General features: G+C 38.2%; 15 protein-coding genes and 1 riboswitch. Of the genes, 9 read left to right on the forward strand and 6 right to left on the reverse strand.

The annotated features are described in order from the left end of the window. Window positions 1–27 precede the first annotated feature (27 nt). A riboswitch (glycine riboswitch) is annotated at window positions 28–115 on the forward strand. A 175-nt stretch (window positions 116–290) separates the two neighbouring features. Continuing rightward, on the forward strand, window positions 291–1535 hold the full coding sequence (locus tag K6I41_RS07410; protein ID WP_151989171.1) for a D-amino acid dehydrogenase: 1245 nt from the start codon (window positions 291–293) through the stop codon (window positions 1533–1535). Window positions 1536–1580: 45 nt separating this feature from the next. Here K6I41_RS07410 and K6I41_RS07415 read toward each other — a convergent pair whose 3' ends face one another. Beyond that, a complete protein-coding gene (locus K6I41_RS07415) occupies window positions 1581–2225 on the reverse strand; it encodes an A1S_1983 family putative colistin resistance protein (protein WP_013197483.1) in 645 nt (214 codons plus the stop codon). A gap of 99 nt (window positions 2226–2324) precedes the next feature. On the opposite strand from K6I41_RS07415, the gene ispF reads away from it, so the two are divergent. Beyond that, entirely contained in the window at window positions 2325–2816 is a 492-nt protein-coding gene (ispF, locus tag K6I41_RS07420; RefSeq protein WP_004791837.1) for a 2-C-methyl-D-erythritol 2,4-cyclodiphosphate synthase, read from the forward strand. On the opposite strand, the gene K6I41_RS07425 is transcribed toward ispF, so the two are convergent. The 5 genes from K6I41_RS07425 to glnL form a co-directional block, all read right to left on the reverse strand. Continuing rightward, window positions 2804–3328, reverse strand: a complete 525-nt coding sequence (locus K6I41_RS07425; protein WP_004791839.1) for a protein tyrosine phosphatase family protein — start codon at window positions 3326–3328, stop codon at window positions 2804–2806. The two genes, ispF and K6I41_RS07425, sit on opposite strands and share 13 nt — an antisense overlap. A 193-nt stretch (window positions 3329–3521) precedes the next feature. Further along, the gene (gene argF / locus K6I41_RS07430) at window positions 3522–4439 is read right to left on the reverse strand and encodes an ornithine carbamoyltransferase (protein ID WP_005306284.1); all 918 of its coding nucleotides are present in this window, start codon (window positions 4437–4439) and stop codon (window positions 3522–3524) included. Between the two features lie 112 nt (window positions 4440–4551). Continuing rightward, entirely contained in the window at window positions 4552–5205 is a 654-nt protein-coding gene (locus K6I41_RS07435; RefSeq protein ID WP_005306281.1) for a TetR/AcrR family transcriptional regulator, read from the reverse strand. A gap of 264 nt (window positions 5206–5469) precedes the next feature. Beyond that, window positions 5470–6963, reverse strand: coding sequence for a nitrogen regulation protein NR(I) (glnG, locus tag K6I41_RS07440; protein WP_004791845.1), 1494 nt, complete (start codon window positions 6961–6963; stop codon window positions 5470–5472). Continuing rightward, on the reverse strand, window positions 6950–8059 hold the full coding sequence (gene glnL, locus K6I41_RS07445; RefSeq protein ID WP_004791847.1) for a nitrogen regulation protein NR(II): 1110 nt from the start codon (window positions 8057–8059) through the stop codon (window positions 6950–6952). Before glnL ends, glnG begins: the two co-directional genes overlap by 14 nt. Window positions 8060–8401: 342 nt before the next feature. Between glnL and rimO the strand changes: the two genes are divergently transcribed. From rimO to rseP, 7 genes are all read left to right on the forward strand, one after another. Continuing rightward, entirely contained in the window at window positions 8402–9745 is a 1344-nt protein-coding gene (rimO, locus tag K6I41_RS07455) for a 30S ribosomal protein S12 methylthiotransferase RimO (protein WP_250375527.1), read from the forward strand. A gap of 50 nt (window positions 9746–9795) precedes the next feature. After that, entirely contained in the window at window positions 9796–10524 is a 729-nt protein-coding gene (pyrH, locus tag K6I41_RS07460; protein ID WP_004791851.1) for a UMP kinase, read from the forward strand. 85 nt (window positions 10525–10609) lie between these two features. After that, window positions 10610–11164 carry a ribosome recycling factor gene (gene frr / locus K6I41_RS07465; RefSeq protein WP_004791853.1) on the forward strand — a complete coding sequence of 185 codons (555 nt, stop codon included), beginning with the start codon at window positions 10610–10612 and terminating at the stop codon, window positions 11162–11164. Window positions 11165–11169: 5 nt separating this feature from the next. Further along, a complete protein-coding gene (uppS, locus tag K6I41_RS07470) occupies window positions 11170–11922 on the forward strand; it encodes a polyprenyl diphosphate synthase (protein ID WP_004791854.1) in 753 nt (250 codons plus the stop codon). Continuing rightward, window positions 11922–12746 carry a phosphatidate cytidylyltransferase gene (locus K6I41_RS07475; RefSeq protein ID WP_004791856.1) on the forward strand — a complete coding sequence of 275 codons (825 nt, stop codon included), beginning with the start codon at window positions 11922–11924 and terminating at the stop codon, window positions 12744–12746. The genes uppS and K6I41_RS07475 overlap by 1 nt, the downstream gene beginning before the upstream one ends. Beyond that, window positions 12747–13943, forward strand: a complete 1197-nt coding sequence (ispC, locus tag K6I41_RS07480; protein WP_151989167.1) for a 1-deoxy-D-xylulose-5-phosphate reductoisomerase — start codon at window positions 12747–12749, stop codon at window positions 13941–13943. Between the two features lies 1 nt (window position 13944). Then, on the forward strand, window positions 13945–15300 hold the full coding sequence (gene rseP, locus K6I41_RS07485) for an RIP metalloprotease RseP (protein WP_151989166.1): 1356 nt from the start codon (window positions 13945–13947) through the stop codon (window positions 15298–15300). The last annotated feature ends 7 nt before the right edge of the window (window positions 15301–15307 follow it).

Genomic DNA, 15307 nt, shown 5'->3' on the forward strand with positions numbered 1-15307 from the left:
TGGCAGATACATTGCTTATATAAATACAAAATTATTGCGGGAGAGAGGTTCGAAAGAACCCGCCGAAGGAGCAACAAGCCCGGAAACTCTCAGGCAGAAGGACTGTAATAATTAAAAAATCTGGAGAGAAGCTTAGATTTATAAGAATTGAAAATAATAACTTATAAATTATAAACTCACCGAAGGGGAAGATCTAAACGTTAAAAGGTAACGTTGGGGTCGAAACTCTCAGGTACCAATGACAGATGGGCTGTACTGATGAAATGTTTTGCATTTCTGAGGAGTCTGTTATGCCACATGTTATTGTGATAGGTGCGGGAATCACAGGGGTTACCTCTGCTTATGAATTATCGCAACTGGGTTATCAAGTCACAGTGATTGATCGACATCTATATCCTGCAATGGAAACATCATTTGCCAATGGAGGGCAATTATCGGCTTGTAATGCCGAAGTATGGAACCAAAAAGCCACTGTAGTTAAAGGCTTTAAGTGGATGAGACAAAAAGACGCACCGCTACTGCTGAATCCTTCATTTAGTCTGCATAAATATAGCTGGCTAGTTGAGTTTTTATCCCATATTAAAAACTATGAAGCAAACACGATTGAGACGGTCCGTTTGGCATTACTTGCTCGTAAGCGTTTGTTTGAGGTTGCTGAAAAAGAGCAGCTCGAGTTTGATTTGGAGAAACGTGGAATTCTCCATATGTATCATAGTAAGGCTGACTACGAGATTGCTAAACAAGTAAACAATGTATTGAACAAAGGTACATTAGAGCGCTATTCGGTTTCACCTGATGAGATGAAAACCATAGAACCATCATTAACAGGTGAATATTTTGGTGGTTATTACACACCAAGTGATGCAACGGGGGATATTCATAAATATTCAACCTCTTTGGCTGAAAAGACTAAACAATACGGTGTTGAGTATAAATTTGGGCTGGAAGTTACAGATATTAAGTGTCATCCAGACAAAGTGATCGTAAGTTGTCAGCCAAGTGCAGAGCATCCTTATCTTGTTGGATCCGATAGCATCCAAATCGAAGGTGATGTGCTTGTAGTTTGCGGTGGTGTAGGAAGTTATCAACTCGCCGATATGATTGGAGAGCGAGTAAATGTCTACCCAGTAAAAGGTTATTCAATTACCGTGCAATTAAAAGATGAGCAAAGTGTAAAGAATGCGCCGTGGGTTAGTTTACTAGATGAGAGCGCTAAAATTGTGACTTCTCGTTTAGGTAAAGATCGGTTGCGCGTGGCGGGAACTGCTGAATTTAATGGTTACAACCGCGATATACGAGCTGATCGTATTCAACCTTTGGTAAATTGGGTAAACCGTAACTTTGATATTTCAACTGAGCATGTGGTACCTTGGGCTGGGTTAAGACCGATGATGCCTAATATGCTACCTGTGGTGAAGCAATCTAGACAGCCTCGTATTTTTTACAATACAGGGCATGGGCATTTAGGGTGGACTTTGTCTGCGGCAACCGCGGTTTTAGTGGGTCAGGATATTGCTCAAAAATATCCGATCTAAAAAGTAAAAAGCCAGTGTGCAAACACTGGCTTTTTACTTAAAGCACTAATCATATAATCGGTAGATTCCGCTAAAACGCTCACAGCCTTTTTGTTGGGTTTTTACATTTAGTAAAGCTTTTTGGAAATTAAACTGATATTTGCAGTTATGCTCATTATCTAAAATTTCATTTTTTTGTTCAGGTGAACTATAGGCCATCAAAGAAATCGTTTGAGTTTCTTTACGATTATTTGGATTACGGTATGCTATTCCTTCAATCTTGATTTTATCTTTCGCGAGCTGATGGACCTGAATATGAACAGGTTGTGCTGCTAGACGTCCATTTTCAAACTTAAGATAATGTTGGGTAAGCGTTTGCTTAAGCGATGCATAAAAATTTAGGTCGTCAGTTCGTAAATCAAACTGTTGTTGAAAGCATGAATTACTCTTGCATTGCTGAGTATGTTTAGACCACAACTTTTGTGTATCCTGCAAAAGCTGTAAGGGAGCATCAGTAACTAAATATGCAGAAAGATATTTATTATTGAGTTGCTTTCTCGATTCACTAAATGTTTTTGAACAGATTTTAAGCTCAGCTCCACGATTGGAACAGTCTATTGGTTCTGCAAAAACATGAGATGAACATAAACAACTCAGTGTCACGGCAAAACTTAATCTTTTCAATTGATTCATATCAGTATTAGACAGCATGATCGCTTATACTTTCAGTCTACTTTGCTAGGTGTACTATAGCGAAACAGAAAGGCTGAATACAAGATTTCTTAAGTTTTTATGGAAGGTAATAGTTATATGGTTGCTCAAATTCGCATTGGACAAGGAATGGATGTGCATGCCTTTGAAGAAGGGAACTTTGTTACATTGGCTGGCATTCAAATTCCACATACGCATGGCTTGAAAGCGCACTCTGATGGCGATGTTGTACTCCATGCTTTGTGTGATGCTTTGTTAGGTACTTTGGCACTTGGAGATATAGGGCAACATTTTCCTGACACTGACCCAGAATTTAAAGGTGCGGACAGCCGAGTACTATTAAAGCATGTTTACCAGTTAATCTTAGATCGCGGTTATCAGTTAAATAATGCGGATATTACAGTGGCTTGTGAGCGTCCAAAATTAGCTAAACATAATTTGGAAATGCGTCAAAGTATTGCTGATGTTTTAAATGTAGATGTTAATCAAATCAGTATTAAAGCAACGACAACCGAAAAACTTGGGTTTACCGGTCGTCAAGAAGGGATTTTAGCTACAGCAACTGTTTTAGTCTCTCATCACACTAAGTGATCGGCTTGTTGCAAAGACTGCTGAAGCTCAAGAGTTGCCTTACGGCCTTGTAGCTGTAAGGTAATACTATGAATAAGCCCTGTCCAAGTTTCATTGGGTTCCCAAATTTCATGAAGTAAATCTTGAGAAGTAGGCATATCCATATTCATATAAAACTGTCTATAGACATACATCAGGCAGCTAGAGCGATCGTTTTTAGAACAGTGAATCCAGACAATTTCATTCTGGACTAAATGATCAATAAGATCGAGTACCAATAAACATTGCTCAGCCGATGGAGTTTCCCAGTCAATTGGAATATGGATGTAATTTAAACCGAGGTCTAAACAAATACGATCTTCATTTTCAATATGATTTGGTGCATTACTTAAAGCGAGATTAATGACGGTACTACAACCATATTCTTTAATTAGTTTCAGTTGTTCAGCAGAAGGCTGTGCTGAACTAAATAAATGCTCATGAATAATTGAAAATGCGGGAATTTGAGATAATGATTGTTCAAGGGTAGTCATGATCGCACTCTACGAGAGTAGGCTTAGCTTATTGTGTAGAATGTTATACACGATTCTAGGGAATAGTTGAAATACAGCCTGCTTATATATTCGACAACGTTATCAAAACTTTAAAAATAATTAACTGGAAAAGTACAAGTTTTATAAAATAAAAAAACAGCATCATAAAGATGCTGTTTTTTTGTCTAAATAATTATGATTTTAGATTTTCATTCAATAAAAATTCTACTAAAGCTTTTTGAGCATGAAGACGATTTTCTGCTTCATCCCAAACCACTGCATTTTTATGATCAAGCATAGTTTCAGAAATTTCTTCGCCACGATGAGCAGGTAAGCAGTGCATGAATAAACATTCAGGATGAGCAAGTCCCATTAATTTTTCATTGACTTGAAAAGCTGCAAAAGCTCTTTCACGAAGCTTCTGTTCTTCTTCTTGTCCCATGCTTGCCCATACATCTGTCACAATGAGGTCAGCATTTACAGCAGCATCTTCTGCGTTGTCAAAAACTTCCACACAATGACCAAACTCTGCTAAGAATTCAGGTTTAGGCTCATATCCTTTCGGTGATGCAATTTTAAGTTTAAAGCCCATCATGTGTGCAGCTTCAATATATGAGTTACACATATTATTGCCATCACCAATCCAAGCAACGGTTTTACCTTTAATGCTACCGCGGTGTTCATTATAAGTCTGTAAATCTGCAAGTAACTGGCAAGGATGATGGTCATCTGTCAAACCGTTAATCACAGGAACTTTTGAATATGATGCAAAACGTTCAACAATGTCATGACCGAAAGTACGAATCATCACAATATCAAGCATACTAGAAATTACACGTGCTGAGTCTTCGATCGGTTCGCCGCGGCCTAATTGTGTGTCGCGAGGTGATAGGAAAATCGCGCTACCACCAAATTGGTTAATGCCTGCTTCAAAAGAGATACGTGTACGCGTGCTTGATTTCTCAAAAATCATTCCCAATACTTTACCAACAAAAGGTTGATATACCTTATTGTCATGCTGCATTTTTTTAAGTTCGCTTGCGCGTTCTAAAATGCGATTAAGTTCTAGAGTGGATAGATCACGTAAAGTCAGGAAATGTCTTAGAGCCATGTAGCTACTCCATAATAATCGTTATGAAATACAACAATTATCTGTTGTTGGCTGGGTGGAGGAGGGAAAAAAGAAGTCTACTATACTATAAGCATTTTAAAATGCAAAAGAATTAGACTTTATGATGGCCCTTTAAGAAAATATCTACGCAATATTCAATATAATCAGTGGCTTCCTGCTCATCTGGTAGGGCTGGCATACCCATAATCATGCGCCATTCAATATCGCGTAAAATCCCAAAATACATGAGTGAAGAATAATAAGGAGAAGGGCATGTAATTTCGCCTGATTTGTCTGAAAATTCTAATGCTTGGGTAAGTGTATTCTGTAAATTATGTACCCATTTGTCATATAGATATTGTATGAGGACCGTATTACACTCGGTCTGTTCGATAATTAGTCGTAAAAATGCAACATGCTCGGGTTGAATGATGTGAACATAAACACGATTGAGCGTTTGAATTAAGTATTCTCTTAAAGTAGTTTTCTCTGGTTGAAATGGAATGCAAACGTCTTTAAAAAACATTTCACGTTTATAGTCGCAAATAGCAGTAAAAAGTCCTTCTTTATTACCAAAATATTTATAGATAGAAGTTTTTGAACCTCCTGCATGGTTAACAATGTCATCAAGAGAAACAGCATCATATCCTTTATCCAAAAACAGCTCGGTTGCACTTAGCAATAGAGCTAGGCGACGTTCTATACCTCTGCGTGTTTGTGGTTTTTCACATACTGAATGATGTGGGTCAAGGACGGAATCATGCATAAAATTTTATAACAACAGTTAACTTTACTTATTTAGTATAGCAAAACTATCTTTAAGGATGGTCATCGCTATTTTTTTAGATCATCTGCTGAACAGTAAATAGATATTTTAAAAAATAAAAGAATAGAAAATATAAGCTTAGAGTGAATTTTGAAATGATTTAATGATGTAACCTGATGTTCAATTTAAAATTGAATAAAAAATCTAATCAAAATAAAGCGGCTAAGAATTTCTTAGCCGCTTTTATTTTAGATGCTAAGCTTTTTAGGCTTCGGTTTGACTAACCTTATGTTCATCTTCTTCATCATCGTCAGCAGAATCCATTCCAAGTTCTTTTAACTTGCGAGTTAAGGTGTTACGGCCCCAACCCAGTAATTCTGCTGCATGGCGTTTGCGTCCACGTGTTTGTTGTAAAGCAGCGTTAATTAAGGTGCGTTCAAACATTGGCGTAGCAATATCCAAAATCTTCATTTCACCATTCTTAAGCTTTTGAATTGCCCATTGATTTAGTAACTCATCCCAATGGTGTAAAGAAATGCGTTCAAATGAAGGGGCAGGTTGCCCAGAGTCACTATTCTTTTGTAATGGAACTTGTTTAAGTTCAGAAGGTAAATCTTCTGGATAAACTTCACGTCCAGTGATCATCACAGTTAACCAGCGGCACGTGTTTTCAAGTTGTCGAACATTACCGGGCCACGGTAACTGTTGCATATAGTCCGTTGTTTCAGTACGTAAGATTTTTGGACTCACGCCAAGTTCTTTACCGGCACGTGCAAGAAAATGCTGAGCCAGCATTGGTATATCTTCGCTACGATGAGCAAGTTTAGGAATATGAATGCGAATTACATTTAAACGGTGATATAAGTCTTCACGGAATCGGCCTTCATTCACCAGTTTTTCTAAGTCCTGATGTGTTGCTGCCACAATTCGAACATCAACTTTAACTGGAATATGTCCACCTACACGATAAAATTCACCGTCGGCGAGCACACGAAGTAGTCTAGTCTGTGTTTCAAATGGCATGTCGCCAATTTCATCAAGGAATAGTGTTCCACCATTTGCTTGCTCAAAGCGGCCTTGATGTTGAGTGTTTGCACCTGTAAATGCACCTTTTTCATGACCAAATAACTCGGTTTCAATCAAGTCTTTTGGAATTGCAGCCATATTTAAGGCAATAAAAGGTTTCGCACGGCGTGGTGAGTGCTTGTGTAAAGCATGCGCAACTAATTCTTTACCTGTGCCAGATTCACCATTAATTAAAACAGTAATATGAGATTGAGATAAACGACCAATAGCGCGGAAAACCTCCTGCATTGCTGGAGATTCACCAATAATTTCTGTTGATTGAAGTGGTGAAGCTGTTTTTGTAGCTTCTTGTTGTTGTAGTTTGTTGATATGCAGAATTGCACGATTGACTAAAGCTAAAGCTTCATCAATATCAAAAGGTTTTGGTAAATACTCAAATGCACCTGTTTGATAACTTGATACCGCAGACTCTAAGTCAGAATGTGCTGTCATAATAATGACAGGTAAATCCGGATGAGTGTTTTTAACTTTAGATAAAAAAGTTAAACCATCAATTCCAGGCATTCGAATGTCAGTTAAGATGACATCGGGAGCATCATGATGCAAACGTTCAAGCGCAGTTTGAGCTTCTTCAAAATTGGTAACGTCAAAGCCTTCTTCTTTAAAAGTCTTTTCCAATACCCATCGCATGGCGCGATCATCATCAATAACCCATATTTTATTTCGCGACACGGTCTGACTCCCAAGGTAAATATAAGCTAAAAATAGTTTTTCCAGGAACAGATTGGCATTCAATCATTCCGTTATGTTGATGCATAATATTCTGTGCAATACTCAGGCCAAGCCCAGTACCTTTTGCTCGTCCAGTAACCAATGGGTAAAATACGGACTCTAAAATACTCTCAGGTATACCTGGCCCATTGTCTTCAATATCAACCCGCACGGTAGATCGATTCAGCACACCATTAATTGTGACAAGTCGTTGTATGCGAGTACGTAGAATTAGCTCTGGTTCGTGATCTATAAAGAATGCTTTATTCTCTGTTATGGCCTGAATTGCATTTACACTAATGTTGAGCATGACTTGGATTAACTGATCACGATCGGCATTCACATCAGGTAAAGACAAATCATAGTCACGTATAATTTTAATTTTTTTCTTTGTCTGATTCGCAATAAGAGAGCGTACTCGTTCTAAAGGTTCGTGTACGTTAACATTTTCATAGCTTGGTAATTGTCTAGAACCCAACATGGTGTCAGCCAAGTTAGTTAAACGATCTACTTCATTAATGATGACATCGGTGAATTCAGCATAAGTCTTATCATTTAAACTGCGAGCGAGTAACTGAGTTGCTCCCCGAATACCTGCAAGTGGGTTTTTAATTTCATGCGCAACGCCACGCACAAGCTGCCTAGCGACCTGATGTTGTTGTACCAGATTTTCTTCTTTTGAAATCTTTAACATACGGTCAATTGGGTTGAGCTCAATCAACAATAATGGATGATAACTTTTACCGGCATTTAATTGAGAAACTGTGTAATCCACATGTAGATCTTTGAAGTTAACATTAATGACAGCTTCTCGACGCGTGTAAGGTTGTCCGGTTTTTATGGTGTTCAATAAAGCTTCATGTGTATTAAAAGTATCATCTGGTGCATGAAGTAAATTTAAAACAGGCTGTCCTGAAGCACGGAGCAAACTAATGTCAAATAGTGCTTCACAGGCTGAATTTAAGTAAAAAATATTCAAGTTACTATCGATTAATAAAATCGCAGTAGTTAAATTGTCTACCAATAGGCGATAGTCGATAGGGTTGTGTTGATCCATTAGCGAATCGTTCCTGTCTTAAAATAGCGCAATGGCATCTTCATTGGTTATCGGATTTTCACCGTTATAGAACATGAACGATGCAAAATATACGCCAACTTTGTTTATGGGTTATTTTAAAGTTTTAAGTTACTTAAAAACGCGCTGAAATCGTTCTTTATATCTTTTGATCAAAACAAATAGCTTTAGTCTGGATAATAACATGATCTAAATTGGTGCAAAGATGAGTTTTGGTGCAAATGTTGGTTGTATTTTGGTGCATTACACAAAGAGTAGGCTTTCCACCTATGCTTGAGACAAGAAAAGACATACAATACGCGCATTCAAGTGGAGCGCAGATTCATGAAGACCCCCAAAGTCGGTTTTGTTTCTTTAGGTTGTCCTAAGGCATTGGTAGATTCTGAACGAATTTTAACTCAGTTAAAGACTGAAGGTTATCAAGTTGCATCAGATTATGATGGTGCTGATTTAGTAGTTGTTAATACCTGTGGTTTTATTGAATCTGCGGTACAAGAGTCGCTAGATGCAATTGGCGAGGCCATGAGTGAAAATGGTCGAGTAATCGTTACAGGATGCTTAGGTAAAGACGAAGATAAAATTCGTCAAATGCATCCGAACGTTTTAAAGGTTACTGGTGCGGCAGCTTATCAAGATGTGATGGAAGCTGTACATGAATATGTACAAGCACCACCTAAACATAATCCGTTTATTGATTTGGTTCCTGAACAGGGAATTCGCTTAACACCAAAGCATTATGCCTACTTAAAAATATCTGAAGGATGTAACCATCGTTGTACCTTCTGTATTATCCCAAGTATGCGTGGCGACTTGGTTTCTCGTCCAGTTGGTAGTGTATTGGAAGAAGCTGCGGCACTTAAAAGAGCGGGTGTTAAAGAAATCTTGGTTATTTCTCAAGATACATCGGCTTATGGCGTAGACACCAAGTACAAACTTGACTTCTGGAATGGTCAACCGGTTAAGACAAAATTCTTCGACATGTGTGAAGCACTAGGCCAATTGGGCATCTGGGTGCGTCTACACTATGTATACCCATATCCACATGTTGATGCAGTTATCGATTTAATGGCTCAAGGTAAAATCCTGCCATATCTTGATATTCCTTTCCAACATGCAAGCCCACGCGTTCTTAAGTTAATGAAGCGTCCGGCACATAGTGAAAATACACTAGAAAAAATTAAGTTATGGCGTGAAAAATGCCCTGATCTTGTGATCCGTTCTACTTTTGTGGTTGGTTTTCCAGGCGAAACTGAAGAAGACTTCCAGATTTTGTTAGATTGGTTAGTTGAAGCTCAACTTGATCGTGTAGGCTGCTTTACCTATTCACCAGTAGAAGGCGCTACGGCAAATGATTTACCCGATCATGTGCCAGAAGAAATTAAGCAAGAGCGTTACGAGCGCTTTATGCAAGTGCAGCAGCAAATATCTGCTGCCAAATTACAAAAACGTATTGGTCAAACGATGACTGTATTAGTCGATGGTTTAGAAGACGAATATCCTGTTGCCGTTGCACGTTCTTATGCCGATGCTCCGGAAATTGACGGTAATGTGTTTGTAGAAGATATCGATAAGAGCACTATTCAACCGGGCGATATATTGGAAGTCGAAATTACCGATGCAGATGAATACGATTTATTTGCAAAGTTAATTAAAATTAAATCGGTTTAATCGAAATATATTTAAAGAGCATTCAGTTTAAGAGGTTTTGGAGCAAAGTCATGGCGGAAACAATTAGCCCACGTTATTCACGTATTCTATTAAAATTATCTGGTGAGGCATTGTCAGGTAATAAAGATATGGGTATTGATGCCCAAGTTTTAGATCATATGTCACTTTCAATTGCACACTTGGTTGGTTTGGGTGTGCAAGTGGGTATCGTTGTGGGTGGCGGTAATTTGTACCGTGGTAGTCAGTTGCAAAAAGATGGCCTAGTTGGTCGTGTAACAGGCGATCAAATGGGTATGCTTGCAACTGTGATGAATGGCTTAGCTATGCGTGATGCTCTAGTTCGTCGTAATATCAGAACTCGTCTTATGTCTGCATTACCAATTGGTACAGTGGTAGAGTCTTATTCAAGTCGTGATGCGATTCGTCATTTGAGTCAAGGTGAAGTTTGTGTTTTCGTTGCGGGTACAGGAAATCCATTTTTCACAACAGATACAGCAGCATGTTTACGCGGTATTGAAATTGAAGCTAATTTGATTTTAAAAGCGACTAAAGTTGATGGCGTTTATAATAAAGATCCAAGTAAATATGATGATGCTGTTAAATACGATCATTTAACTTTTGACCAAGTGTTAGATGAAAAGCTTGGTGTTATGGATTTGACTGCTATTTGTTTGTGTCGCGACCATAATGTGCCATTGCAAGTTTTTGATATGAATAAATCAGGTGCGTTATTGTCAGTAGTAATGGGTGAAAAAGAAGGGACGCGCGTTACTAAGTAATGTACGTGTTACTGAAAGCTCTTTATACTAGCGCTAAATTAAATTTGTTAAATATATCTTTGAATAAATAAGTAAGGTAGATCATATGATTAACGATCTGAAAAAAGACAGCGAACAGCGTATGTTAAAAACTCTAGAGTCTTTAGAACTCGGGTTTGCTAAAGTTCGTACCGGCCGTGCACACCCATCAATCTTAAATGGTGTGATGGTTCCTTACTACGGTTCTGATGTGCCATTAAATCAAGTAGCAAACGTGGGTATTGAAGACTCTCGTACACTTATTGTTCAGCCATTTGAGCGTACAATGGTTTCAGCTATTGATAAGGCAATCCGCGAAAGTGATCTTGGTTTAAACCCGATTACAGCAGATGCAATTCGTGTACCTTTACCAGCATTAACTGAAGAAACACGTCGTGATATGCAAAAAGTTGCGCGTAATGAAGCTGAAAATGCAAAAGTTGCGATTCGTAATATTCGTCGTGATGTTTTAGGTGATATCAAAGCATTGTTGAAAGAAAAAGAGATTTCTGAAGATGATGAGCGCCGTGCAGGTGACGATATTCAGAAAATTACTGACAAATATGTTGCAGAAGTAGACAAGCGTCTTGCAGCGAAAGAAGCAGAATTGATGAAGGTCTAATTTTTATGACCGATTCTGAAGAGTATCATCTTCCCAAGCATGTTGCCATCATTATGGATGGCAACAACCGCTTTGCAAAAAAAAATCAAATGCAAAAAGGTGATGGGCATCGGGAAGGTAAAAATGTTCTTGATCCTATCGTTGAACATTGTAAAAAAACTGGTATTCGTGCTTTAACTGTTTTTGCATTTTCAAGTGAAAATTGGAATCGACCGCAGTATGAAGTCGATCTGCTTATGAAGCTTCTGGAAGAAAGTATTCATGAGCAAATACCTCGCATGAAGAAATTTAATATTGCTTTGCGTTTTATCGGTGATCGTTCTCGATTATCCTCACACTTAGTTGCCTTAATGGAAGATGCAGAGCAACAGACAGCACACCATGACACTATGACCTTAACCATTGCAATAAGCTATGGTGGGATGTGGGACATTGCTAATGCAGCAAAACAGGTTGCAGAGGCCGTTTCCCGTGGTGAATTTAGTGCTGATCAAATAAATGTTGATTTGTTCGAAAAATATGTCAGTCTAAACGATCTGCCAGCTGTGGACTTGCTAATCCGCACAGGCGGAGATTATCGCATATCTAATTTCTTGTTGTGGCAAGCAGCTTATGCGGAACTGTATTTTACCGAAGCGTTATGGCCAGAATTTACAGTAAAAGAGTTCGATCATGCATTGAATGTTTTTTCAGGGCGTGAACGTCGTTTTGGCAAAACATCTGAACAAATTCAGCAAGAGAAAATAGAGAATTTATAATGTTAGAGCGGATTGTTACCGCATTGGTACTTGTTGCAGTTGTTTTAGGCTGTATGTTTGCTACGCAATCACATTATCCAATGTTGGTTCTTATGATTGTTGCAGCAGGGGTAGCGGGGTATGAGTGGTATAAATTAATGCCTCGCGAAACTGCAAATGCTGTAAAACCTAAAGCTTGGTGTTACGGTCTGCTTGTTGCATTTGTTTCAGGTGTCGCCCTATTTTTCCATGATATTGCATTGCTTTTGTGGTCTGCTTCAATTTTGACTTGGATTGTCAGTGTATATTGGGTTAAGTCATTTCCTGAATTTGATGGTTGGTATAATGCAACCTTGTATGTGATTGGCATAATTTTAGTCTGCGCTGCGGTAACATCAATTTTTGTAGTATGGCAAAGTTCACCATGGTGGTTAATGTATCTGTTCTTGCTCGTATGGGGTGCGGATAGTGGTGCTTACTTTGTTGGTCGTAAATTTGGAAAAAGAAAACTAGCTCCGACTGTAAGTCCTAATAAATCAGTAGAAGGTTTGTACGGTGGTATTATTACAACCGTAGTAATAATGGTGGTTGTGCAATATCATTATCTAAATTTAACTTTAATTCAGCAAATTCTGTTTCTTATATTGTCGTTAATTACGGTATTTGGTTCAGTTTTAGGTGACTTATTTGAATCAATGATTAAACGTCGTGCCGGTATTAAAGATTCTGGTCGTGTTTTACCAGGTCATGGTGGTGTGTTAGATCGTATTGATTCTTTACTTGCTGCAGCCCCGATTTTTGCAACGGGAATGTATATATTAAAACTTATTGGTGTAGATTTATAGATGACACAATCTGTTTGCATATTAGGTGTAACCGGTTCCATTGGTCAAAGTACCTTAAAAATTTTAAATCAACATCCTGATAAGTATTCAGTGTTTGCGGTTTCAGCTCATAGTCGAATTTCTGAGTTGGTTGAAATTTGCAAACATTTCCAACCAAAAGTTGTGGTCGTTCCTGAGCAGAAAGTTGCCGAATTAACAGCTCTATTTTCATATAATGAATTACAAAATATTGAAATTTTGGTTGGTGAGGAAGGCCTGATAAGCATTGCTTCACATCCAGATGTTGATATTGTTATGGCTGCAATTGTTGGTGCTGCAGGTTTGTTGCCAACTCTAGCTGCGGTGAAAGCTGGTAAACGCGTATTGCTTGCTAATAAAGAAGCTTTGGTTATGTCTGGTGAAATCATGATGCAAGCAGCACGTGATCATCAGGCATTATTATTACCGGTAGATTCAGAACACAACGCTATTTTTCAGTCATTGCCTCATAACTATTTAGAAGCTGAAAGAAATGGACAACCGCAACAGGGTGTATCAAGAATCTTATTGACCGCTTCAGGTGGACCATTTTTAAACCATTCGTTAGAACAATTAGAAAAAGTTACTCCTGCACAGGCTTGTAAACATCCCAATTGGTCGATGGGACAGAAAATTTCAGTTGACTCAGCTACTTTGATGAACAAAGGATTAGAGTTAATTGAGGCATGCCATTTGTTTTCAATATCTGAACATTTTGTTACAGTTGTTGTTCATCCACAAAGTATTATTCATTCTATGGTGCAATATGTGGATGGTTCAACATTGGCGCAAATGGGTAATCCAGATATGTGTACGCCAATTGCACATGCTTTAGCCTGGCCTGAGCGTTTACAGACGAGTGTTCCTGCTTTAGATTTGTTTGAATATTCTCAGCTTAATTTCCAAGCGCCAGATATTCAGAAATTCCCAGCACTTGATTTGGCTCGTCAGGCAATGCGTGCGGGAGGTTTGGCACCTACTATTTTAAATGCTGCAAATGAAGTTGCTGTTGCTGCATTTTTAAAGGAACAGATTGGATTTACAAATATCCCACAAGTGGTAGAGCATACTTTGCAAAAATTGGAAAATTCAGTTGCTGAAAATATTGAGTGTATTTTAGCTAAAGATGAAATAGCACGACATATAGCACAGCAATATATATCAAGTATAGGAGGCTGAAATGAGTGCATTATTTATGATTGCAGCAGCGGCTCTTTTACTTGGTCCTTTAATTGCAATTCATGAGTTTGGTCATTATTGGGTAGCACGAAAACTAGGTGTTAAAGTTTTAGTGTATTCGATTGGTTTTGGACCTACATTAATCAAGTGGACATCAAAAAAATCTGGCATCAAATATCAACTTTCAGCTTTACCATTGGGCGGCTATGTAAAAATGCTTGATGAGCGTGAAGGTAATGTTGCAGAGCAAGATTTACCTTATGCATTTAACCGTCAAAAACCATGGAAACGTATAGCAATTGTTGCAGCGGGTCCATTAATTAATCTGATTTTTGCTGTCTTACTTTTCTGGATCTTATTTTTACCAGCACAAGAACAACTGAACACTAGAGTCGGTAAAGTTATACCAAACTCACCAGCAGCAACTGCACAAATGCAAGTCGGTGACAAGATTATTGCTGTTGATGGAAAAGAAACGCAAACTTGGGAAAAGCTTAACTTTGCTTTGATTGATCGTGTAGGTGAAACTGGCAGTGTAAATGTTGATGTGGACCGCGCAGGTACTGAAAAAAATATTGTTTTACCCATTAAAGACTTCTTAAAAAACCAGAATGAATCAGCTTTAGATGTGTTAGGTTTTTTACCATATCGTCCTGTTATTCCTGCTGTTGTTACTGAATTGACTCAAGATGGAGCTGCAATTCGTCAAGGAATGAAAGTAGGTGATCGTATTGTTTCAATTAATGGTCAAGCAATGAAGGACTGGTTTGATGTTGTCGAGGTCGTACAACATTCTCCAGAAAAATTACTCAATATTGATGTGTTGCGTAATAGTCAATTAGTCCATTTACAAGTCATGCCTCAAGGAAAACGAGATAACATGGGGCAAGTGAGTGGTGTTTTGGGTGTGAAAAGTGATGCAGGAAAAATTACAATTCCTGACGAATATAAGCAAACAATTCAATATACTCCAATACAAGCTTTCGAGATGTCACTAGATAAAACTGGTCAAATCTCTAGCATGATATTGAGTTCGATTGTAAAAATGGTTAAGGGTTTAATTGGTTTAGAGAATCTTTCTGGACCAATTACAATCGCGAAAGTAGCGGGACAAAGTGCAGAAATGGGATGGCAGACTTTTATCTCATTTATGGCTTTAATGAGTGTAAGTCTTGGAATTTTAAATTTATTGCCAATTCCAATGCTAGATGGTGGACATCTCGTTTATTACATTATTGAAGCTATTCGTGGTAAGCCTGTTTCTGAACAAATACAAATGTTTGGTCTAAAAATTGGTATGGTACTGCTCGGTAGTATGATGCTTTTAGCTTTATTTAACGATTTTATGCGTTTGTAAACGTATA

It is taken from the genome of Acinetobacter sp. AS23 (genome assembly GCF_023612055.1).
GTDB classification, from domain to species: Bacteria; Pseudomonadota; Gammaproteobacteria; order Pseudomonadales; family Moraxellaceae; genus Acinetobacter; species Acinetobacter oleivorans.